We start from the raw sequence: 20,427 nt of genomic DNA, 5'->3' as shown, positions 1-20,427 counted from the left end.
TTTCAATCTCTGGTGCCCCAGTTGCCCGGATACCGATATCTGGTCCCACCGCAAAGCACGCACATTGCTTCGGTCTCGCCCGAAGCCTCGTCTTCCTCTGACACCTGACATTTTCCGCTGATGTCGCAGCCCGGGACGTAGTCGGGGTGATCGACCGGCAGCTCTGTGGGGTCGACCTCGACCTTTGGCAGTCGCCTGCGGACCGGATTGTAGATCTCTGGGCTAAATTCAGAGTCGATTTCAGAGGCCGTGAGCGGGCGCCATCTCTCACAATCCTCTGCGAGCATCTGATCTTTGCCGCGGGTGAGTTCACCGGCGGTCAGCAGACGGTAGCGAATTTCGCTGCTCACTGTTCCTCCTCCTCGTCCATCTCCGCCTGCTCTTCCAAAAGCTCCTCAATCACGCTGTCGGGAACCAGGAGACCAGCTGACTTCAGCTCTTTTAAGTGCTCTGCGCAGGCGCCCGGCGACGAATGGTAGAAGCTTTGGTTCGCAGAAGGGTGATCGATCTTTACGGCGGGGTTAGACCGCTCCCAGGCCGACCGGCGAGCTTGAGCCGTCTTGTAAGCCTTGTGATCGAACCCGCTTTCGAAGAGAGCTGTCGTGCCCGTCGGAGGGCCTCCCACAGGATGCCTCAGGCCCCGCACATGAGTGACCCATGCTTCCGGACCGCCGGCATAGACATAGACGTCGCATTCTCCGTTGTAGCTCGACCATCTGCAGTAGGACATTTTCGCTCTCAATCATTGTGGACCCGACCGGCCGCGTAACCGGCATCTTCCGTTCCAAACCTCGGGTGGTCCCGAGGGGGCAATCGGCGCTTTATCCGCATTAAGCTACAGGCCCGTATTCCTTACTTCTCCCCGACCAGGAACTCGCCATTCGAGATTCTGGTGGAGATCTCCGCGACCTTCTCGAGTTGCTCATTCAGGCCTTCGTAGACCTCTCGAGCCTCTTTCCCGAAGTGCGCCTCGACTTCCTCCGGCGTTTTCGGAGTGTAGCCGAACTCAGCCGCTCCAGCGGGATGGATGAGCGCATTGACCGCAGCACGCCAGAGAACGCCCTGAAGGCTGCGATGCAGCTCGTCGCCCGCTGGCTCGTCGTTCTGTCTATCTTCCGGCATCATCGCCTTCCTTTGTTGCCGAGAAGCCGCTCGAGCCTCTCTGATTTCTGTCGTTCTTCCGGCCCATGACTCGGCCACAGCCTCAAGTCCGAAGTCTCCGCTGCCAGAAGTGACATCACCTCCGGACGGGCCAAGAGGCCCCGCACTTTTTCACCCGCGGATGGCCGACCCTCAACGATCATCGCATTCAGCGCCGACCTTTGTTTGCGAGAAGCCTCTTCAAGCAGTTGGTCTTCGGCTTCGGCGGCGTCCGAGGGACTTCAGGCACCGCAGCAACCTCAAGAAGCCAGTCGAGGCTGGCGTGTCCTGCTGAGGGGGCGGCGAGTGCTCTTCCGGGGAAGAAGCGGATCCTGTCTGGATGCATGTGTCGTCTCCTGTTTTTACTCCCCGAAGCGGCCGCTTGAGCCACCCCATGAACACGTCGTCGCCTTCATAGAATTTAGACCCCTCGACGAAAGACAAGCCCTGACAGCAACTGATGTATTGCTCCCGCGTGATCTGCCCGCTCACGAAGGCCGCCTTGGCCTGGCCGTGGTATGAGGTCGGTTTCTTCGCCACGTCAGCCTGCGTACTTGGCTTGGAGGCGAGCGAGCTCAGCGCGTTCCTCGGCTTCCACAGCCGCAGTTTTCTTCGCGGCGGCCGCAGCTTCGCGACGTGCGATATCCTCGCCTTCTGCTCGGATGCGACCTTGCACGGCTTCGATCAACCCGGAATCATCGAGTTCAAGCCACGCGCAGGGAAACCTGAGCTGCTGCTGGTCCGAGTATCCGTATTGGCCGTAGCCTTGGACCTTCACCCGCACATGGGTCTCTCCGATCTTGAAGCTCGCAACCGAGAACCTCTGCCAAGGGACTGCCCGGAAGCCGGTCGAGACCGCATCTTTCTGACGCGCATACTCACGCCAGACACGGCTAACCTTCTGCATGGCGATCCCCTCGATGGAGTCGAAATCAGCCTTCTTCTTTCGGTAGGTCTCGGAAAATTCAGTCATGCTTTAGGTCCTTACTCAGGGGCTCAGTCTTCGGTCAGGAGATCGCCAAGCAGGCTCGGTCGAAGGCTCTTGAAGAACGCCTCACACTTGGCCTGGCCGGCGTTTCCTGCCAGACACTCTTGAACGGGGTCGAACGCGCCGCGCAGAGGCTCCGGCGGCTCAAAGATGTGGGTCAGGGTCACACCGGTGGTGATGATCGCGACACAGGCGACCGCACAGAGTCCGATCGCGTGGAATGGCTCAAGGCTGGCGTATTGCTTCAACATCATTCGGCCGCTTCTTCCCGCAGGACGTGGGCTTCATTGCACCGCTCGACCGAGCTGGTGCTCTGCAAGCAGTACTCAACCGGGTTGAAGGGCGGACCAAAAACCTGGCTGGTCGTTACGCCGATCGTGGCAAAGAGCATGCAGGCCATGATGCAAAGGGCCCAGACGTGGGGCGAGGGAAGTTCGGAGTAGGATTTCAGCACTATCGTTTTCCTTCAAATTTCAGAATGATTGCTGCCTCGTTCACTGCAAAACACCCCTCTCGGGCATAGCGAAGGAACGGATAGAGAAGCAGGTGGTCCCCGCCCGACGCGAGGAGGGACAGGAGGTCTGGAAGATGGCGGGGGCTGGCATTCTCGGCGATGAGGTACCCTTTGCGGACATACGAGATCAGCAGCATGCCGGGCACAGAAGAACCGACGGCGTGGATGTCCTGGGTCTCGTACTCATGCAGTGCCTTTCGCACAGAAGCGATCAGCGCGGCAGCAAGGGGGTGAACATTCTGGGTCATGCTGTCGGCATCTCCCCGGGGTGCAGATCGAGACCGGCCAGAAGCAGCTCTTCAAGACGGTGCCGCGCGTTGTTCTGAGCACGAGTTCCAGCACCCTCGCGGAGGGCATCCTGCAGTTCGAAGATGTCGCCCTCATCCAGGGCGATGATCACCTTGTCCCCGGAGGTCGCGCCAGGTTCCATGTTGAAGGGCAAAGTCGCCAACACGTTCGAAATCTCGTCGAGCCCCTCTGCGATCGTCGTGGAATTCGCGACCGGACGATCGAGACCGGACTTCAGCCGCCCGACGATTTCAGCCACCTTCCGCGCGCGCTGGGCGGTCAGGTCAGCATACACCGGGCGTCCATCCTTCGAATTCACCTGATGGCAGAACTCGCGAGCCCCGCGCAGCCAGCCCTCGGAGGGATCGACATTGAGCCGCCGGCGTCCGATCGGGGTGTCCACGTGGCCAACCATGTTCTCCAGGTGCTCGACCGCCTTGTCGAGCTGTGTTCCCGGTTCCCAGCCACGGGTCTGCCAATCGTCAGACTGCCGCTTCATGCGGTCGAGGTCGGCTTGCAGGCGAGCGTTTTCCGACCGGAGCGTCTCGAGTTCGCCTTTGTTTTCAGAGTTCATCGTCATCACGCCTCCAGGAGAACCTTGTCGACCTTGACCGGAATGATACCTCCGGGCATGGTCTGGCTGTTGCCTTGCCCCTCAAGATCGAGCAGTTCCCGGTATTGGCGAAGCGCGGCACTCGTCGCTTCGACCCGCAGCCCCGCCCCCTTCGAATGGCTCTCGTGGATGCGCGGGTGGTTCTCGGGCTTCTTTTCGATCTCACGCAGAACGCGCTGATCCCCGGCAGCGAAGGCCAACGCATCGAAACAGACCTTTCCGGCCGCAATGATCTCGTCGGTCGAGCGGCGGTTCCAGATCAGCATTGCCCCGTGAACGCTGTCGGCGCTTCCGCCACGAGTGCCGCAGCTGCCGCACTCAACTGCCCTGCGCCCCTCGGCCGGCACCATGATGGCGACATCGAGGCTCGCGACATCGGGCACGACTTCAGAACGGATGCAACGTTTGCGGTCAAAGCTTATCCTTTCAGGTTGGCGATCACTGACTTGCCATCGCCTTTCTATTCTTATTATCATCCAGATAGCCGCCGCCGTCAAGAATAAGTTGACATGGTGGCGTCTGATGGGCAGAGAAAATTGAACAGTAGCGAGCATCCATGAACACCCAGAAACCCACCCAAAGATGCCAACTCTTCTTCAGAGAAACAGGAGAGACCTTCGGGGACAACAAGGTTCACAGCTTCGGAGGCATCTTCGAAGCCCCGAAAGGTGCTTACGATGCGCAAGCTGTCTATCAGGTTGCTCCCCAGCGCGGTCGGGATGGCGGTCTTAGCGGCTTTGTTGTGCTGCCGGACAAAATTCCCTTCGAGAACATCAAGACCCCCTGGGGCTACTCGCCACTCCACGATCCGCAGTCAGCCTCATCAGTCGATTATTTACTGACCTCCCCGATCTGGCCTCTGTCGCAGGTCTTCAACCTCGGAGCGCTGCAGCTTCGGAAGATCGACATCCCATCCGCCGATCCTGAAAACGAAGTCTTTGGCATTTTCGGCATCCTGGCCGCATCGGATATCACCCCGGACTACGACAGTATCTCCGTGTTCGAAGGACCACACGAATACGCAGGTTTCATGGACCTGCAAGGGCGTCTGGGCCACGAGGTGCTACCCGAGCGGAATATCCCACCCATGGTGGAGCACATGCGTGGTGACAACTTCTCTGCACTCTGGCGAAAGCCTCTTTGGGGCTTCTCAGATGAGCCATACATGATCCCGAGCTTTGCTTGCGAGGAAGAGGTCAACGCCTGGAAGGAGATCGCGAAGAGGTTGGCGAGCGGAGACGCGCCTGAGGACATCCCAGAGGAGATCTGGAAGTGGCGGAGCGCTGGGCAAACTGATGAGGTCTTCGTTGCAGCCCTAACATATCTCCACGAGCAGTATCCCGACCACATCGACACCGCGTATGTCCCCAAAACCGCGGCTCAGAGCGAAGAAATCGAGCAAAGGATGTCTGAAGCAATCTCGCATGTGCTCTCATCCCCGAGAATGTAGGCCCAAGAATAAACGCTATTGTGATGCCGCTACATCTATTCTATGATTGCTCTATAAGGAAAGCATCATGACCAAAGACTGGACCCCCCTGCCCGGCGCGACCGGGCCCGACCACATTTTCTGCATCGGCGACGTGCATGGCGAGCTGGATTCTCTGAAGGCAGCGCTGGCTGAGATCGACAAGCTCGAGAAGCATGGCAACGTCCGGATCATCTTCCTGGGCGACCTGATCGACCGCGGGCCGGCACCGATCGAGTGTATCAAGCTTATGCTCCCGGGCAACCACGAGCTGATGATGCTCATGGCAATGCTGCCCGGCAAGTCGGCCGCGCATGACAAGATTGCAGTCCAGCAATGGATCGGCAACGGGGGCGGCACAGCGATCACGGAGCTCGTGGAGAAAGGCTACAAACTGAACTCTGCGGAGGACCTCAATGCGGCGTTTGAGAAGGAACTTCCCGACGACTTCATCGAGACGATGCTTTCGCGATCGCACCTGACCGCTGGTGACCTGCTCTTCGTGCATGCCGGCATTCACCCGATTGAGGACCCTGCGGAGTTCCTTGCAAGGGACCCGTTCGAGCACAACAACTGGGCGTGGATCCGGAATGACTTTCTGGACTACCGGGGCGGCTGGGATGAGACCAAGAAGCGCGTTGTCGTACACGGTCACACTCCATGGGAGCAGGATTACGGCTCTACCATGCAAGGCGCCATGAGCGAGCGCATGCGTGCATGGAAGGAGGGCGAGGTTCTGGGTATGGATTCAACGTTCGATGACACCGCGGGCGCAGACATGGTAGAAAGCCACCGGCGTATCAATCTCGATAGCGGTTGCGGCAAGTTCACGACCTCGCTGCCGTTCGCAGAGTTCTGGGATGGCCAGTACCGCCTGCATATCGTGACGCCAAGCTGATCATGGAAGCCCCTGCAGCGCCGCTGTGGGGGCTCTCAGCGACCCACCACTCCGGAAGGACTCCTGCCCATGCCAACTGTAGACATCGAGTTTCACGAACACGCAAGAGAACGTCTCGCACTCTTCATCAAGAATACGGCCGAGGGAATCGAGGAGGGCTATGGCGCGGGGAACTGCACTCCAGAAAGCGTGGCATTCTGGACCCTTCATCCCAATACGGATGTCTCGGATGGCTGGTGCCTTCTTCGTATCGAAATCGGGGGCGACGACCTGACGGACCACGAGATCGCGGCGGCCGTCCGCAAGGTCGGTACTGAACCCGAAGGCAAAAGCTGGATCTTCGGCAGAAATGTCATCCGCTGGAGTCAGTTGGCGGACATTCCCATCAGGAAGGATGGTTTGGAATGCCCGTAACCCATGGCATCTCTGGGTTCCTAAAACCATCTTCCGGGGACTGAGCGATGGAAGTTAGAGGATCGGCGTTACCCAAAGATGCCTGAGGCCCTTGCCACCACTCAACCGGAACGCCCCGGGTACGTCTACATGCTCGCCACCTGCGACACAGGGAGGCGGAAGACCTATGTCGGCTGGACGTACGATGTCACCAAGCGCCTCGAGGCTCACAATAGCGGCCGCGGGGCGAAAGCCACCAAGGGCAGGCGCTGGGCTCTCATCCACTCCGAGCAGCATCCTTCGAAGAGCGCCGCAATGTCGGCCGAGTACTTCCTTAAAAAGGATCGATCCCGCCGGCGCGAGATAGTGTCCAACTATCCATAAATGCGGTTGGCACATGTGCCTTACCCGTGGGCACTTCTAGCTGCACAGGAAAAACTCTGAATTTTGACTTGTGTTCTCCTTCTGTCTTTGGCATTGACCGTGCCAGCCGGGCTGACCTGGGTCACGGCTATGCAAAAAATCAAGAATTCAGGACGAGTAGTACAATGGAAAACCGTATCACCCTGGCCATGGTTGCCATCATCTTTCTTTCGGGGTTCGCGGCCTATATGTTCAACATGGACGTGAACAATGCTGAGGCCTCTGTCTGTCACTCCGGTTCGGATGCCCTCGTACACGGCGTTGGCGACGTCTGCATCTTCACGGGGTAATTCGCCCATGCAAGAAGCCCTGATGAAGCGGCTGCTCGACATGTTCGATGCGCCAATCATGCAAAACACCCTTCGTGGCCTCTACGTTGAAGCGATGGTTGCTGAAAGCCTCGGAGATCGGTGGAGACATACTGGTTCTGATTGGGCTGGATGGGATCTCGAGCACGACAGCGGCCTCCGTGTTGAGGTTAAGCAATCGGCTCGGCTGCAAAGCTGGGGTCCGGCACAAACGTCTCCGCGGTTCAGCATTTCAACTCCGAAAGGCTACTATCCGGATGGGAAGACGTTTGTCGAGAACACCTCCGGCGAACGTCTCGCAGATGCTTACGTCTTCGCGTGGCACGAGGGGAACGATCAGCGCCTTCCGGAGCAGTGGCAGTTCTATGTGATCAGGTCCAGCGCCCTGCCCCAGGGTCAGAGCTCGATCGGATTAAAGAAGATCAAGGATACCGGCACAGAGGCGACAGCAGAAAACTTGAAAACTGTTCTTCAAGAACTCCTGAGAAAGCCTCGCGAGACCGGTATCTGAAACGAGAAAGCCCCCGACATTGTCGAGGACTTCTATTCTGCGTTGGATTGCTGATCAACGCTGTCAGCTGTTCCCGCCGGATCGGTAGAACGAGATCCGTTGCCGATCCCGAGGCGTAAGCGTCGTGTCAATGCAGTAGGATTTCGACGAAGAGAACCATCCCCCGGAGTCTTCCTTCACCCAATCGCCCGGCGACATCTCGGCAAGCTCGAGTTCGGTTTCGATGCAGACCTCGCCAGAGACGTCGATGCCCATCTTGGCCAACTCGGAGACAGTCTTTGCGTCGGCTTTGGCGAACTCAATCTCGTAGGTCGCGCCTCCGCTCGCCACCTTTTCATAGATTGTAACACCCGGAAGCGGGATGTAGCCATCCCGTCCACGCTTCCGGATCATGTCTGTCGCGTCCGCCTCGAATTGGACATTCATCCGGCCGCCTTCGACGTACTTCTGACTCACATTCGTGAAGCCGCCTTGCTCGACGAGACCCGCCATGTATTCCTCGACGAACTCACGAACCTCGGCCTCGTCCTGGGGCTTGCCGGACATGTACTCAGCATGGACCGGCGCGTTCACAAGGTCGCCCGAAAATGCGAGCTGGACCGAGTTTTCTGCCAAAGCAATCGTCGCTTCGTAGTCATCGGGGATAATGCACCCTGCAAGGGCAGCAAAAGCAACGAGACCCGCGACCGAGCCGAGAGTGTGGATACGCATAGATTGAGTTCTCCTAGGGTCAGGATGCATTGATTTCTGTTGCGCTGCGTGATTCACGCCTCCGAAAACGGAGCGGTGACATGAGCGATCTCTTCTGGCTGACCGACGCGCAGATGGCCCGCCTGGCGCCTTTCTTTCCCAAGTCCCACGGCAGGCCTCGGGTTGATGACAGACGCGTGCTGAGCGGGATTATTTTCATCAATCGCAATGGCTTGCGTTGGCGCGATGCGCCCGCCGCGTATGGCCCACATAAGACATGGTGTGATTGCGGCGGTCGCTCTCCGGGGGCGAACGAGGTCCGGTATGTTGGCCTCATGGATATAAGCCGTGAGGAGAACGTCCTATGGAATACTATGTCGGTTTGGATGTGTCGCTGAAAGAGATTTCGATCTGCGTTGTAGACAGGGATGGCAAGACTGTAGCGCGTGGCGTCTGTCCCGCTGATCCCGGGGGCGTCGCGGGTTGGTTTCGCAACCGCGAACTTACGCCCCGACGGATCGTGCATGAAAGCGGAATGCTATCGATCTGGTTGCAGCGCGGCCTCGCAGGTCTCGGCCTGCCTGCGACCTGCATTGATGCCCGGAAGGCACACAAGAGCTTGTCGGCGCGGCTCAACAAGTCGGATGCCGCCGACGCTGAAGGTCTGGCACAGCTTGCGCGCACCGGTTGGTTCACACCGGTTCACATCCGCAGCGAGGAGGCGGACCGGCTTCGCAGCTTGGTAGGCGCGCGGGAACGGTTGATCCGGTTGCGCAAGGACCTCGAAGGTCACATTCGTGGCGTCCTCAAAACCTTCGGCATCCGTATGATCGGCATTGGCCAGGGACGGCAGAGGCAAGCGTTCCGCGATCAGCTGGCAGCAGCGGGCGAGACCGACCAGGTTTTGCGGGTCATAGCTGATGCCTTCATCGCTACCCATGCCAAGTTGTGCCAAGTGGCGGACGACTTGGACAAGGTGGTGAGGAAAACGGCCAAGGTCCATCCAGTCGCGCGCCGCCTGATGACAATCCCCGGTGTTGGTCCGGTCAACGCGCTCAGCTTCATAGCACTGGTTGATGATCCGGGTCGGTTCAACCGGACGTCGGATGTGGGCGCTTTTCTTGGGTTAACGCCAAAGCGACATCAGTCCGGCGAAATGGATTGGTCGGGGCGCGTTTCGAAATGCGGTGACGGTGCGATGCGCGGGCTACTGTTCGAGGCGGCGTCATCCGTGATCCATCAGGTGAAACGTTTCTCGCGGCTGAAAAGCTGGGCTGTACGACTGGCGGGACGGCGTGGCTTCCGCAAGGCGGCCGTCGCGACGGCTCGCAAAATCGCAGTGCTTATGCTGACGCTCTGGAAAAATGGAACTGACTATCAATGGACAAAGGAGGCCACCGCCTGATCTGAGTTCTCGCGTCTGACGCGGGGAGCGCAGTCCCGACGGGACGGAGGTTGATCGATCTCGCTGTAGAGCATGGGATGGCCAGAGCCACACCCCGCACAAGACATTGGAGACGATCCGCCGCCGAAAACCATCATGAGGCGCTCAATGCGACCTCGGAGAGAACCATGACCCCGGACGGACATCAACTTCCCACGCTTGACAAGGCCGCAATCAGAGAACGCTCTACAGCCGGTGGAAGCGTTGGAGCGAAAAGGGCATCTTCGCGCGGATGATGGCCGGGCTGGCGGCGGAACACGGCGAGAAAGCGACCGTGATGATCGACGCAACATACCTCAAGGCCCATCGAACGGCGACCAGCATGGCCGCCAAAAAGGGGGGCGTGGTCGCCTGATCGGTCGAACCAAAGGCGGTATGAACACCAAGCTGCACGCCATCTGCGACAGTCAGGGGCGACCGATCGACCTGTTCGTCACCGCTGGACAGGTCAGCGATTATATCGGCGCTCGGGCCCTGCTGAGTGGCCTGCCAAACGTCAAATGGCTACTCGGGGATCGTGGCTATGACGCTGACTGGTTCAGAGAAGCGTTGCAGGACAAGGGGATACATGCCTGCATCCCAGGCCGGAAGAAACGCAAGACGCCGATCAAATACGATAAGCGGAGATACAAGCGGCGTAACCGCATCGAGATCATGTTCGGCAGGCTAAAGGACTGGAGGCGCGTCGCGACCCGCTATGACCGATGCCCCAAGGTGTTCCTCTCAGCCATCGCCCTCGCGGCTCTCGTCATCTATTGGTTATGAATCCTGACCCTAGAAATCTATGCCAATAGGTATAGCAAATGAATTGCGGAATTTTAAAGGCAGGAGATCGATAAATAGCCTTGCCGCAAGAATTCATGAGAATTGTAAATTTCAGAGTCTGCGCCTTTTCGGCACATATCTCGCCCGACACCTTTCAGGCGTGGCTAGGCAGCAGTCAGCGTGCTCATCTGAGTGCGCCCAGCGCTGTCGAAAGACGGTAGCTCAAAAATGACAAAGGCCCCTCGCGGGGCCTCTGAATTCGCTCAATGACGGGGGTTAAACGAGTGCCAAGTCGACCGCGCTCTCGCGACCATCGCGGCCGGATTGCAGCTCGTAGCTGACTTTCTGGTTGTCGGCCAGGCCGGTCAGGCCCGAGCGCTCTACGGCGCTGATGTGTACGAAGACGTCCTTGCCACCGTCGTCGGGCTGGATGAAGCCGAAGCCCTTTGTGGTGTTGAACCATTTTACTGTTCCGGTCGCCATGTGCGGCCTCCTTGGAAATGATGGTATGGGTCCTCTCCGGGTACCCGCAAGCCGCTTCGAGATAAGATGGAAGAGACGTCACTCGAGATCCGTTCGATCCGCAATCATAGAAGCAAGCTCATGTCTGACCGCTCTCCAGTTAAAAATCAAGGGCCCTGCTTGTTTCTCGTGCGATATCGCCGGAGTTCTGGATTTCAGCGACAGGTCAGAAGGTTGTATCTCGACCTGATGACGGGTATTGAGCGGGTACAATTCAGGATAGCCCCATGACCACTGCCTCCCTGCCGAAGCCCTCGTTTTTCGTCAGCCATATCCAACGCTGCGAAGACCTCTTGGAGCGGCGATCGGATATCTCTTCGGTGGTCGATAAGCTCCGCGCTGTCATTGATGCGCAGTCAGAGGAGACTGGGGCCAAGATCCTGAAGCGCGCTGCCCGTGAGGAAAGGGCCCCGTTCACGGCGCTTGCCGCAGAGGCCATCGATCGGCGTCTGCCGTCAGCTGCCGATGGCACGAAAGCGTCGAACCTCGAGGTCAACAAGGGTCTCCTCGATTTTGTATCCCTGGTCTCTCCGAACATCCGGCTGCGCGCCCGTGCTGGCTCGGGAAAGTCGACCGCGATCGTCATCAAGTGCGACTTCCTGGTGAACGCCCTGGGCGTGGCCCCCGAAACCATTCAGGTCCTCACATTCAACAAGGCGGCCGCCACCGACCTCAGTCGGAAGCTCAAGGATGCGCTCGGGCCAGAGGTCGGCGGCAAGATCGGAGTGAGCACCTTCCATAGCCTTGCCTATTGGGTTCTAAAAACGTGCCCTGAAACGCGGCATCTCACTCTGAATTTCAAGGAAGAAGACCGGAGCCAGAAAGAGCAGATCTCTGACTTGAAGGTCGCGGTGATGCAAAACTTCTCCGCTCAAGATTTCAGAGTCTATTGCTCTCGTTATGAGGGGACCGATTTTCAGTTTCTCACGAGGAACCCCGGATTTGAAGATCAGGTTCGCGATTTTATCTCTGGAGCGACGTCTCTCTACCGCGCCCGCCGCGGCACTCCGAAGGCCGCCAAAGCTTCGCCGATCACGCGCCATCTGGCGCGCATTGTCGAGGCGTACGAAGCTGGGTTGATCGAGACCAACGTCATCGACGGAGAGGCGGGCCTTAGGAAAGCTGCTGACCTGCTCTCCGGCGACGCTGACCTTAGCAAGCTGAAGCGTCTGGACGGGGCTCTGAAGTACCTTTTCGTGGACGAGTATCAGGACTTCTCGGCGGCGTTCGAAGCCCTCACACGCGGCGTCCTCGCCCGCAACCCGAGCTGCGTGATCAACACGGTCGGTGACGACTGGCAATCGATCAACTCGTTCATGGGTGCCGACCTCTCCTTCTTTACAGGCTTTCGAAAGTCCTACCCTGCCGCCCTCAATCTGCCTCTGCAGACCAACTGGCGCTGCGGGAAGCGTATCGTCGACTTGGGCAACGCCGTGATGCGCGCGAAGGAATCCGAGCAAGCAGTCGCCGGCCTCACGCACGAGGGCAAGATCCGCGTGAAGACGGGCGGCATCAACGACTATCGGCGCAAGAAGGACGAATGGCACGAAGAAGCCCGAGTCTTTCTTGAAGCGCAGATTGAGACCATGGCGCGCTATGCGTGGGCAGATGACGCCCGCGCCGGACGGGAACCCGGGACGATGGTATTGTTGGCCGCGAAGAACGAGCCATTCGGTCAGTCCCTGCGCAGCTACGCGAAGGCGATCAACATTCCGGAAGGTATGAAGGTCGACGTAAGCACGACGCACGCGTCGAAGGGCCGAGAATGGGATCATGTGATCTTGCTCGACGGCGTCGTGTCAGAGTATCCGGCATCTCATCCGGCGGACCCGGTCACGCGGGACATGATCAGCAGTCAGGACAAAGCGGCAGAGGGGCAGCGACTGCTCTATGTCGCAGTCACAAGGGCGAAGCATTCACTGGCGATCCTGGCGCCCACCGAGCTGCATCCGAAGCTGCTGAAGGCGCGTGAGTTCGCCAAACTCTGAAAATTCACCGAATATCGGGTGCCGTACCCGTTAGACCTGCTTGGTGTCACCGCCGGCAGGGCTGAAGGCGCCGGAGCTCGGCCTCAAAAACCAAACCAACGTCTACAGTCTCGCAAATGACACGAGAACCCTCCGAGAGCACGTAGACGCCGCCCTCCAGCACGAGCTCGAGGCGACCCTTTGTCCAGTAGCTCTGCCTTTGGTCATCGAACATGTCAGGCTGGACAGATACCCACCCTTCTGTCGCGAGGCGGCGCTCGTCCGGTGTCATGAAGAGCATCATTGGAATTTGACGTTGAGGCCCTTCCGCGGTTCGTTGGCAGCCGCAAGCGCATCAGCGACGCGATCGAAGTGCTGCACGGACTCATTCCAGCGATAGAGCCGCACGGCGCCGATGACGGTGCCATCGGGGATCGAGAGGTCAGCAGTCAACAGGTCTTTCTCACGGGTCCAGCGTGCTCGTCCGTCGGCCGCGCAGTGCTCGGAGGGAATCCAGCCGTCGGCTTCGGGAGTGATTGCCGGCGGGATTGGTTGCTCAGTCATCACCAGATGGGCCTCACTCGCATTGTGGAAGGGTCGACCGACCCCGGTTTAATGAGGACCTCCTGCTCGCCGCGCTGCGTGATGTAGGCAGCAATCAGAGATTTGGGAACCTCGGAAGTAATGACGTAGCAGTGGTCCCCGGCCTGTGCAAATCTCTTCGAGAACCACTCAGCCGTATTTTCAGAGAACGACCAGGCCCAGCCCGCGATCGCCGCCTCCAGAGGGGATGGTTTCGAGAACTTGGGGAACTGAACGCCTCGGTGGACGGTCACCACGTCTGGCATAGCTCGAAGCGCACGGCGGTCACGCGCGCTCGTCATGAAATCACGGTGGGGGACCTTCACGTTCATCAAGCGAGACCAGATCGGGCTGGCCTCGTCATGCTCGCCGTCGGACCACATGTGGCGCGCAAGGCGCCAGAACGTCACGGCTTCACGCGGGTCTTCCTCGGCATCCAGGAACTCTCCGATCGTCGCATACTCGACGAGGTAGTCCATGCGGAAGGCGCGCTCGAGACCGGCAAATACGCCACCCCAATTCCGCTTGGCCAGGTTCTCCCTATGAACGCTCTTCCTGAATTCGATCAGCCCTTCGATCTCACACGGCGTCGCAACCGGGAACATTGTCACATAGTGCGGATGCTTGAACCACCATGTCGTCGTCCCCGTCTCTTCGGGCGACTGGCAGTAATGCCGCAAGCTCACGGGCAGGTCGCTGGGCGCCTCGTATAAGGTCAGCTTCAGTTCAGGTGCTGCGAGTTCGGTCATCTAATTCTCTGCTCTTGTGCTTCCCTTTTACCATTCGCCCAGCGGACGCGAAACTGGGTTTGTGTGATATCGCTGCAATGCAGCAAGCGCAAAGCGGGTCTTCGGCATCGTCGGTGGTCCCGCGGCAAGGACGTCCCTATTTTCAGCGATGTAGCACGACGGGGCCGAAGAAATGGTCCCACACCGGCAGATGGGCTGCCGAACAGAAAGGACCAAGCTATGACCGCAACTGCAACGAACACTCCGAGCGCATCCACCACCCATGGCCTGGGCGCTGCTCTTCGCCGCTTCGGCCGCAAGCTGATGATCACCCGGGAACTGACCGTACTCAGCTCGATCCCCTCGCACCTGGTGGATCGCGAGGTGATCACAGCGCGCCAGAAGGCGCTCTGCGACGAGTTCCAAGCTCTCTGATTTTTCGCTGGTCGTTTCGAGCCCGTTTCGGTCCTCCGAACACCACACATGGAAAGGGCCGGCGCAAGTGCCGGCCTTTTCCATGTGTGGTGTGGTAGCGAAAAGTTCAGATCACTACGGGAGGTGACATGTTGCGCAGACTGGCGATCTGCCCAGAGAGCCGCCGCTGATACCAGGCAGCACTTTCCGGCGTGATCTGTCTGAAGCGATCCCAAATTATGTCTGCCCGTCCATGCCAGCCGTCGGCCACGATTGGCTCATGGTGGGCGATCCGGTTTCTCAGGTCGCGCACCTTGATGAGGTCTCGATGCACCGACTTAATGTTCTCCCCCGGCGGCCAGAGCTTGTGGAGATGAGGTGTCCATATCAGGTCACGATACTTCTTCTCGTGCATCGAGACCCAAAAGTGAAACGTCAAGCCCGCAACGACCCGACCTGGCCGCTCCGGCCGGGAGGCTGCCTTGAGCCGGTCTCTGACCTCGCGCACATTGGCCCGGCGATCTGAAGAGAGCTTCATCATGAAGCGGCGGCACCGATACCAGTCATCACGCTTGAGATGGCTCGCGAGGGACTTCGCTACGAGGTTGCGCAGGGCAATCTCGAACCCGCCGATGACTTCGTGAACATGCTTCGAGAGGTCACCGTTCACTTGGTACAAGGAAAGTGCCTCACGGTCCGAGTCGGTTTGTGCCAAGTAGTAAGTCAGGCGTTCCCGTCCGATGGTCTCAATGATCGTCGCAACTTCGGTGTCAGACAGACCGGACGAGTATTGATTCAACAGGACCATTAGACTATATCTCAACTCGAATGCCCCGGTGCGTCCCTGTCAGTTCTCTGACATATGCCCGGGGCGAAGCATTTCTGGGGTTATGTTTCAAGCAACATAGGTGCCCAACTGGTTGACCCGCAACAGTTCTGGTGCGGTTTTTTCTTGTCTCGCCGGTCCTGTTGCAGCTGTCCTAGACCGCGACACGATGCGCGAGGCTTTGCGCTCCGGCCGTCGCGAGTTGACCGTAGTTCTGCGCGCCTGCCGTCGCCTTCTTCGCCCCGACCGCGGCCGCACGGCCCGCAGCACTCGTGACCGTCCTTTTCGCGGCCATCGAGGCGAGATCGCCGGCACCAGCGGCGGCCAGCGTGGCTTGCGTATCGACCGAAAGACCGCGCTGGCCGCCCTCAAGGGGGGCGCTCAAGTTGCTTTCTGAGGTGTTTGAGATCAGGCGGCCCTAAGTCAAGCTCCAGGGCGCGGCGGCAGGCTCGCCGTCACCCGGGACATTCGAGCCTCTTGGAGAAGCTTCTCCAGCTTCTCCGCATCGGTCCCTCCCCCGTTTACCGTCTCCTCGATCAGTTCGATCATTTCCTCGAGGTGGAACGCCCGTCGCGTCAGAAGTTCTAGCGGGCCTTCGAGGTTGTCGATCTGCTCACGGATTTCCCGCGCGGCTGCGCGGCTTCCCTTTTTCACGGTATTCATTGCCTTTTTGGGCTCCTCTCTCGTTCCTTTGTGTGAAGCTCCAACTGAAACTTCCTGATTTCTGTATTCCCGCTGTTTTCCAGTTTGCTATGGGTGCGCACCGGTCCGGCTTCTCCGCGCCAAGTGAACCTCACGGGACGCAGATCGCGGGGCTCCGAAGAAGACTTTCTACGCTTCCGACTTCCAGGCAAGAACCGTGCGCATTGCCAGGTCAGCAACCTCTTCTCGGCTCAGCAAGCCGGTCTCCATCGCCTCATCCAGGTCCTCTCTGAGCAGGCGCTCCGTGGTCTCTTCCGCGGTCTCCCGGAGCCGACGTGCGGTTGCCTGCTCGCGAATGTAGTCACTCATGTCTTCTTCTCTCATATTGGTGGCCTACTCACCGGCAACAGTGAACGATTGCCAGCTGACTGCCCTTTTCAGGACGCCCGCACCGATTTCTCGGCTGCACAGTGCCAGCGGTTTCGGCCGTGATCTCTATTCAGATGCCGGTCGCGATAGCTCTCCAGCATCGGGCTCGTCTTGCGAATGGGCCTGCGATGCCGCCCTGGCTTCATCATCTGCAACGTCCCGGCGGATCGATGCCGCCGCCCGCTCAAGCCGCGATGCAGCATCCAGGGCCTCGAAACGCATCACATCAGCGTGCCGACTGGGATATCCGATAGCCCCACCGAGCGCGCCGCACGCGCCCAAGGCTTCCTGGAGATCACGCGCAAGTCGGTGGTGCAGGGTTTCGCTCGCTTTCGTCATTGGCTCACTTCTTCTTCTCGTTTTCGGGGCGCAGCTCGCTCGCCCGGGTCTGAGCAATCTCGAGCATTTGACGCTTCGTGGTTCCGCCTCGCATGAGGTGAAAGACCTCATCCCATACTGCTGCCTGCGCCTCACGCCGGTCGCGTCCGGCTGCAGAAAGCATCTCGCCGACATTCGATCCGATCATCTTGTCGTCACTCCGTCCTTTCGTGCGTCCGGCAATGTCGGCGGGATAATCGGCATGAACCAAACGCCGCCGCAATGCTTGGGGTCCCGAGAGAAGCCGTGAGGAATGACGTCGACGGATGGACCGGAAGGAGTCCGCTTCCCATCCACCCATTTCCACGCCTGCTTCCCCTCCAAGGCAACTGGCACGTTCGAGGCCTCGATCCAGCCACTTTCGGCCTCATCATTCTGCAGACGCTCAAGCTCGTCTGCAATGTCCTCCAAGTCATATGCTTCGATGGTCGCGGCGCCCATCGAGCGAATAGTCTTGGCCTTCTCTCTCAGTTGTTCAACAGAAAGCATCAACTTCTCCTCATTGGCCGTGCTGCGGCGCGTTACGCTTCGCCGGGCCAGAAATCGCCGGGGCGATGAAGCGGATGGCTTCTACCCCGGCACGCCAGGCATCACACTCGGCCATGGTCCGCAGGCACGCCGACTGCGGCATGTCGCGGGACTCGGGCTCGGTGATCTTCCACAGTCCACCTGTCCGATCGATCAGGTAACCAAGGTCAAGCAGTTCACTGTGAATGCAGATCGCTTCTGCTTCTTTCTTTGCGTCCATGGTCTCCCCCTATTCAGTAGACGTAGGTTTTCAGGGAGGCATACTCACCCGTAAAGATACCGCCGGTTTCCGGATCGTAGGGAGAGAGCTTCTTCACGATATCGGTGTGACACCCACGTTCGTCCTTGCCATCTTCGATCTCGGCGACGACCAGTTCGGCCGGCATCCGCGTCGGGCCGACAGACAGGTCGATTGCCCCAGTCCTCGAGGCGCGATCCCAGTAGTCCCGCGGAAGCAGGTTGTCGGCAGCATTCCACAGGACGTCTCGGGGCTCTTTTTCCCAGCCATCCTGGAAGCAAGGCCAGTGGCTGCCCGTCATCTTCCAGTTCTGGTCCTCTCTGGCCTCGGTGATCGAGGTCCAGTGCGTTCCGCTTGGCGTGAAAAGCGTGTCGACATAGAAGGTCTTGTGGTTGGCGTCCCACAGCTGCTCGTTGCCGTCGTCGCCGAAGCCCCAGAAGCTCAGACGGAAGTCAAAGCCGAGCCAGGCGCAGACGGGTTTACCATCGACACCTTTGCCGGAGTACGCTGCCCGGTGCGCAAGCTGCAGGCGATGCATGACCATCCCGATCAGGCGGAGCTCGTCGTTGATGCGGTGCGCGAGGGGTTCCCGGATCTTGAGGCGATCGGGGATAGTGGCTTGTGCTACGGTCACGTGCAATCCTTTCTGTTATGGATAGATTGCCGCTCAAGAGGAGCAGTGTCAACATTAAAGAATAGTTTGCACTCTCCTATTTCTTGAGCATACCCGATGGCTGCCACGATCGGTGCCCTATCCGGTTTGGCGAACATTGGAGAGATGCCTACAACTGAGCGGGTTTCTAGAGCCACCACCTGAACAGGACCTTCTCCCCAAGTTCTCAACGTGGAGTTGCTCACTGGCGCTTCTGACTACCAGTGAGCGGAAATTCAGAGTTTTCTGAAGCCACCAAGATAGCGATCGGCTCGGAGAAACTAGAGGTAGCGCTTCGCTTCTGCCCATTGGGCCGGGATGCCTTCCCAGACCGCCGGGCGCGCCGCACGATTGATTGGGGATGGGTGCGCGGAAAGGATCAGATGCAGGCCTCTCGATTTGACGAAACTCGAAGCTTTGGATGCTCTGCCTCCGACCGCGACCACTGCCTTGAGCCCGGGCAGCAAATCCAGAAGTGAACCCAGCCGGTTCAAACCCGCAGTCATCTCCTCCCCCGCGATTTTCCTCGTACCGTTCCACCAGGGAACGGTGTTCCATAGAATGCTCTGCCGCCGATCTATGCCCGCTTGTTGCATAAAGCTAAAGGTGGCAGCCGCAGTCGGGTCGTCATTGTCGCGAGAGATGAACCCTGAACCTACCCGTCCGGCGATGGCGGTATCGTCTGTCATAGGACCAGGCTTCTCCATGAGGAAAAGGATGGTTGCCTCGATCCCGCCGTCCAGCGGATCAAAGTCTGGCACCGCGCCCCTCCCTTCACCTCTGAGCGTCTCAACAAACTCAGTGAGAGGCGCCATGTGAGGGGCCGTGAGAAGCTGACGGCGTTCTGTGATTGCTCGAGGGTTACTTAGTGAACGGGGGGCGGCCGGCGTCATCTTCACTCCTCTGTCGCTTTAGGCAGCTTCGAAGCTACCATTGCGGTCGAGCATACCGCCAGAGCCGAACCACCGCGAGCTTACGGTCCTGATAGCAAGATCGCTCCTACTGCGACTGAGCGGGATTTTCACAGACTCGGAACACGAAAGCCGCGCCCAAGACAGGACGCGGCTGACCGTTACCACGGTAACGCTTGCCAGAGGATCACAGTCCGAGGCTGCTTTTGCTTTCCGCCGCCAACCGGTTTGAGGCTTCCGTCACCGCCTGGGACAGGGCTTCACTGAGGGGATTCATGGGAACCTCTTCCCCCGCCCCCATGCGAATGCGCTCTAGTGGCGTATCGGCAGGCATCTTGTCTCGATTGGAAATTCTGATCCTGACGTTGTCGATCCAATCACGGACATCTACGCCGGAGGCGGGAATATCGATGCCATCACGCAACGTGATCCCTGTCCTGTCCCATTCGGAGTTCAAGCGAACGCGCTGGAGGGCAACGCCGGCTTCGATTGCCCGGTCCAGCACGCCATCGAGGTGATCTTCGAGGATGCGCGGCGGGTTGACCGACAGCGTGCTGTCACAGAGTGGCGTGCCGTCAGAGACCATCACTAGCGCTGCCGGTTCCTCGTCCCCATCTGCACGAGACAGTGCCCATTCGAGAGCCTCGCCGTCCACGTTCTCCTTCAGTGCGCCGTCTTTCAGTACGACACCCAGAAGATCGCGGCAATCGGACCAGGCTTCATCCATCCCCTTGAAGACCACATGCATCAGGTCGCTTAGACGTCCGGGGTTCTGCGGCCGACCTGCATTTTGCCAGTCTTTGCGGGACTGCCCTCCTTTCCAAGTCGAAGTGGTGAACCCCAGGATCTCGAACGGGATGCCCGCAGCATCGAGGCGATCGCCCTCCGCCCTCATGGCGGCGATAAGAGAGAAGATCGGGTTGCCACGTAGGGACCCCGACAGATCGAGGAGAAAGCGGGTAGGCTTTGCCCCTTCTGTTGGCGCCGCCCCGACGGCTTCAGGTCCCCATTTGTCCAAAAAGTCTTCCAACCCCGCCTGGGTCTCATGAGGTAGGGTCACCATGATATCTCGCGCATGGATGACCTGATCGTAAGCCGTGGTGAATGCCTTGTAGCTGGTTTGGTTGGTTTTCATGTTGTTTTCCTATTTCGGCTATCTTGCGGCGC

The 20,427-nt window shown here is 59.1% G+C and carries 33 protein-coding genes and 2 pseudogenes; 11 read left to right on the top strand and 24 right to left on the bottom strand.

Going from position 1 to position 20,427, the window contains the following annotated elements; genetic code table 11:
- Nucleotides 1-2 precede the first annotated feature (2 nt).
- The 9 genes from G0D83_RS11145 to G0D83_RS11105 all read right to left on the bottom strand — a co-directional run bounded on the left by G0D83_RS11145 (nt 3) and on the right by G0D83_RS11105 (nt 4,097).
- Nucleotides 3-350, bottom strand: coding sequence for a hypothetical protein (locus G0D83_RS11145; protein WP_164193447.1), 348 nt, complete (start codon nt 348-350; stop codon nt 3-5).
- The gene (locus tag G0D83_RS11140; RefSeq protein ID WP_164193442.1) at nt 347-730 is read right to left on the bottom strand and encodes a hypothetical protein; all 384 of its coding nucleotides are present in this window, start codon (nt 728-730) and stop codon (nt 347-349) included. The genes G0D83_RS11145 and G0D83_RS11140 overlap by 4 nt, the downstream gene beginning before the upstream one ends.
- Nucleotides 731-852: 122 nt before the next feature.
- The gene (locus G0D83_RS11135) at nt 853-1,122 is read right to left on the bottom strand and encodes a hypothetical protein (RefSeq protein WP_164193439.1); all 270 of its coding nucleotides are present in this window, start codon (nt 1,120-1,122) and stop codon (nt 853-855) included.
- Between the two features lie 559 nt (nt 1,123-1,681).
- On the bottom strand, nt 1,682-2,113 hold the full coding sequence (locus tag G0D83_RS11130) for a hypothetical protein (protein ID WP_164193436.1): 432 nt from the start codon (nt 2,111-2,113) through the stop codon (nt 1,682-1,684).
- A 23-nt stretch (nt 2,114-2,136) separates the two neighbouring features.
- Nucleotides 2,137-2,382, bottom strand: coding sequence for a hypothetical protein (locus G0D83_RS11125; protein WP_164193433.1), 246 nt, complete (start codon nt 2,380-2,382; stop codon nt 2,137-2,139).
- Nucleotides 2,379-2,582 (bottom strand): hypothetical protein, encoded by a 204-nt coding sequence (locus tag G0D83_RS11120; protein ID WP_164193429.1) that lies wholly within the window; start codon nt 2,580-2,582, stop codon nt 2,379-2,381. Before G0D83_RS11120 ends, G0D83_RS11125 begins: the two co-directional genes overlap by 4 nt.
- Complete coding sequence (locus G0D83_RS11115; RefSeq protein ID WP_164193426.1) at nt 2,582-2,890, bottom strand: hypothetical protein; 309 nt, start codon at nt 2,888-2,890, stop codon at nt 2,582-2,584. The genes G0D83_RS11120 and G0D83_RS11115 overlap by 1 nt, the downstream gene beginning before the upstream one ends.
- A complete protein-coding gene (locus G0D83_RS11110; protein WP_164193423.1) occupies nt 2,887-3,510 on the bottom strand; it encodes a hypothetical protein in 624 nt (207 codons plus the stop codon). The genes G0D83_RS11115 and G0D83_RS11110 overlap by 4 nt, the downstream gene beginning before the upstream one ends.
- The gene (locus G0D83_RS11105; protein WP_164193420.1) at nt 3,510-4,097 is read right to left on the bottom strand and encodes a hypothetical protein; all 588 of its coding nucleotides are present in this window, start codon (nt 4,095-4,097) and stop codon (nt 3,510-3,512) included. Before G0D83_RS11105 ends, G0D83_RS11110 begins: the two co-directional genes overlap by 1 nt.
- A gap of 2 nt (nt 4,098-4,099) precedes the next feature.
- Here G0D83_RS11105 and G0D83_RS11100 point away from each other — a divergent pair, with 2 nt between their 5' ends.
- The 6 genes from G0D83_RS11100 (at nt 4,100) to G0D83_RS11075 (ending at nt 7,544) form a co-directional block, all read left to right on the top strand.
- A complete protein-coding gene (locus G0D83_RS11100; RefSeq protein WP_164193417.1) occupies nt 4,100-4,993 on the top strand; it encodes a hypothetical protein in 894 nt (297 codons plus the stop codon).
- A gap of 67 nt (nt 4,994-5,060) precedes the next feature.
- Nucleotides 5,061-5,909, top strand: a complete 849-nt coding sequence (locus G0D83_RS11095; RefSeq protein WP_164193414.1) for a metallophosphoesterase — start codon at nt 5,061-5,063, stop codon at nt 5,907-5,909.
- 69 nt (nt 5,910-5,978) lie between these two features.
- Complete coding sequence (locus tag G0D83_RS11090) at nt 5,979-6,323, top strand: hypothetical protein (protein ID WP_164193411.1); 345 nt, start codon at nt 5,979-5,981, stop codon at nt 6,321-6,323.
- A 78-nt stretch (nt 6,324-6,401) separates the two neighbouring features.
- Nucleotides 6,402-6,686, top strand: coding sequence for a GIY-YIG nuclease family protein (locus G0D83_RS32745; protein WP_164193407.1), 285 nt, complete (start codon nt 6,402-6,404; stop codon nt 6,684-6,686).
- Nucleotides 6,687-6,850: 164 nt separating this feature from the next.
- The gene (locus tag G0D83_RS11080; RefSeq protein ID WP_164193403.1) at nt 6,851-7,015 is read left to right on the top strand and encodes a hypothetical protein; all 165 of its coding nucleotides are present in this window, start codon (nt 6,851-6,853) and stop codon (nt 7,013-7,015) included.
- 22 nt (nt 7,016-7,037) lie between these two features.
- Nucleotides 7,038-7,544, top strand: a complete 507-nt coding sequence (locus tag G0D83_RS11075; RefSeq protein WP_164193400.1) for a hypothetical protein — start codon at nt 7,038-7,040, stop codon at nt 7,542-7,544.
- Between the two features lie 63 nt (nt 7,545-7,607).
- Here the strand turns inward: G0D83_RS11075 and G0D83_RS11070 are convergent, their stop codons facing one another.
- On the bottom strand, nt 7,608-8,255 hold the full coding sequence (locus G0D83_RS11070; protein ID WP_164193396.1) for a hypothetical protein: 648 nt from the start codon (nt 8,253-8,255) through the stop codon (nt 7,608-7,610).
- A gap of 80 nt (nt 8,256-8,335) precedes the next feature.
- On the opposite strand from G0D83_RS11070, the pseudogene G0D83_RS11065 reads away from it, so the two are divergent.
- From G0D83_RS11065 to G0D83_RS11055, 3 genes and pseudogenes are all read left to right on the top strand, one after another.
- Nucleotides 8,336-8,512: pseudogene (locus G0D83_RS11065) on the top strand (transposase); the annotation flags it as partial.
- 86 nt (nt 8,513-8,598) lie between these two features.
- A complete protein-coding gene (locus G0D83_RS11060; RefSeq protein ID WP_164193393.1) occupies nt 8,599-9,639 on the top strand; it encodes an IS110 family transposase in 1,041 nt (346 codons plus the stop codon).
- Between the two features lie 217 nt (nt 9,640-9,856).
- A pseudogene (locus G0D83_RS11055) lies at nt 9,857-10,443 on the top strand (IS5 family transposase); the annotation flags it as partial.
- 276 nt (nt 10,444-10,719) lie between these two features.
- On the opposite strand, the gene G0D83_RS11050 reads toward G0D83_RS11055, so the two are convergent.
- Complete coding sequence (locus G0D83_RS11050; protein ID WP_164193388.1) at nt 10,720-10,926, bottom strand: cold-shock protein; 207 nt, start codon at nt 10,924-10,926, stop codon at nt 10,720-10,722.
- 266 nt (nt 10,927-11,192) lie between these two features.
- Here G0D83_RS11050 and G0D83_RS11045 point away from each other — a divergent pair, with 266 nt between their 5' ends.
- Entirely contained in the window at nt 11,193-12,953 is a 1,761-nt protein-coding gene (locus tag G0D83_RS11045) for an ATP-dependent helicase (RefSeq protein ID WP_164193384.1), read from the top strand.
- 279 nt (nt 12,954-13,232) lie between these two features.
- On the opposite strand, the gene G0D83_RS11040 is transcribed toward G0D83_RS11045, so the two are convergent.
- Both G0D83_RS11040 and G0D83_RS11035 read right to left on the bottom strand, forming a co-directional pair.
- Complete coding sequence (locus G0D83_RS11040; protein ID WP_164193381.1) at nt 13,233-13,496, bottom strand: hypothetical protein; 264 nt, start codon at nt 13,494-13,496, stop codon at nt 13,233-13,235.
- Nucleotides 13,496-14,263, bottom strand: coding sequence for a hypothetical protein (locus G0D83_RS11035; RefSeq protein ID WP_164193377.1), 768 nt, complete (start codon nt 14,261-14,263; stop codon nt 13,496-13,498). Before G0D83_RS11035 ends, G0D83_RS11040 begins: the two co-directional genes overlap by 1 nt.
- A 219-nt stretch (nt 14,264-14,482) precedes the next feature.
- Between G0D83_RS11035 and G0D83_RS11030 the strand changes: the two genes are divergently transcribed.
- Complete coding sequence (locus G0D83_RS11030) at nt 14,483-14,677, top strand: hypothetical protein (protein ID WP_164193374.1); 195 nt, start codon at nt 14,483-14,485, stop codon at nt 14,675-14,677.
- A gap of 106 nt (nt 14,678-14,783) precedes the next feature.
- Here the strand turns inward: G0D83_RS11030 and G0D83_RS11025 are convergent, their stop codons facing one another.
- The 11 genes from G0D83_RS11025 to G0D83_RS10975 all read right to left on the bottom strand — a co-directional run bounded on the left by G0D83_RS11025 (nt 14,784) and on the right by G0D83_RS10975 (nt 20,395).
- The gene (locus G0D83_RS11025; protein ID WP_164193370.1) at nt 14,784-15,464 is read right to left on the bottom strand and encodes an Abi family protein; all 681 of its coding nucleotides are present in this window, start codon (nt 15,462-15,464) and stop codon (nt 14,784-14,786) included.
- 172 nt (nt 15,465-15,636) lie between these two features.
- On the bottom strand, nt 15,637-15,867 hold the full coding sequence (locus tag G0D83_RS11020; RefSeq protein WP_164193367.1) for a hypothetical protein: 231 nt from the start codon (nt 15,865-15,867) through the stop codon (nt 15,637-15,639).
- 38 nt (nt 15,868-15,905) lie between these two features.
- Nucleotides 15,906-16,145, bottom strand: coding sequence for a hypothetical protein (locus tag G0D83_RS11015; RefSeq protein ID WP_164193364.1), 240 nt, complete (start codon nt 16,143-16,145; stop codon nt 15,906-15,908).
- A gap of 168 nt (nt 16,146-16,313) precedes the next feature.
- Entirely contained in the window at nt 16,314-16,493 is a 180-nt protein-coding gene (locus G0D83_RS11010) for a hypothetical protein (protein WP_164193360.1), read from the bottom strand.
- Between the two features lie 126 nt (nt 16,494-16,619).
- Nucleotides 16,620-16,892 carry a hypothetical protein gene (locus tag G0D83_RS11005; protein ID WP_164193357.1) on the bottom strand — a complete coding sequence of 91 codons (273 nt, stop codon included), beginning with the start codon at nt 16,890-16,892 and terminating at the stop codon, nt 16,620-16,622.
- 4 nt (nt 16,893-16,896) lie between these two features.
- Nucleotides 16,897-17,079 (bottom strand): hypothetical protein, encoded by a 183-nt coding sequence (locus tag G0D83_RS11000; protein ID WP_164193354.1) that lies wholly within the window; start codon nt 17,077-17,079, stop codon nt 16,897-16,899.
- Nucleotides 17,076-17,420, bottom strand: a complete 345-nt coding sequence (locus G0D83_RS10995; protein ID WP_164193351.1) for a hypothetical protein — start codon at nt 17,418-17,420, stop codon at nt 17,076-17,078. Before G0D83_RS10995 ends, G0D83_RS11000 begins: the two co-directional genes overlap by 4 nt.
- A gap of 10 nt (nt 17,421-17,430) precedes the next feature.
- Nucleotides 17,431-17,679, bottom strand: a complete 249-nt coding sequence (locus G0D83_RS10990) for a hypothetical protein (RefSeq protein WP_164193346.1) — start codon at nt 17,677-17,679, stop codon at nt 17,431-17,433.
- 13 nt (nt 17,680-17,692) lie between these two features.
- On the bottom strand, nt 17,693-18,331 hold the full coding sequence (locus tag G0D83_RS10985) for a hypothetical protein (RefSeq protein ID WP_164193343.1): 639 nt from the start codon (nt 18,329-18,331) through the stop codon (nt 17,693-17,695).
- Between the two features lie 299 nt (nt 18,332-18,630).
- Nucleotides 18,631-19,110, bottom strand: a complete 480-nt coding sequence (locus tag G0D83_RS10980; RefSeq protein ID WP_203595592.1) for a uracil-DNA glycosylase — start codon at nt 19,108-19,110, stop codon at nt 18,631-18,633.
- Nucleotides 19,111-19,447: 337 nt separating this feature from the next.
- The gene (locus G0D83_RS10975) at nt 19,448-20,395 is read right to left on the bottom strand and encodes a hypothetical protein (protein WP_164193336.1); all 948 of its coding nucleotides are present in this window, start codon (nt 20,393-20,395) and stop codon (nt 19,448-19,450) included.
- Nucleotides 20,396-20,427: the final 32 nt, after the last annotated feature.

It is taken from the genome of Salipiger sp. PrR003 (assembly GCF_010500785.1).
GTDB classification, from domain to species: Bacteria; Pseudomonadota; Alphaproteobacteria; order Rhodobacterales; family Rhodobacteraceae; genus Salipiger; species Salipiger pacificus_A.
Note: the sequence above shows the minus strand (reverse complement) of the source record. Positions and strands in the feature narration are given on the sequence as shown.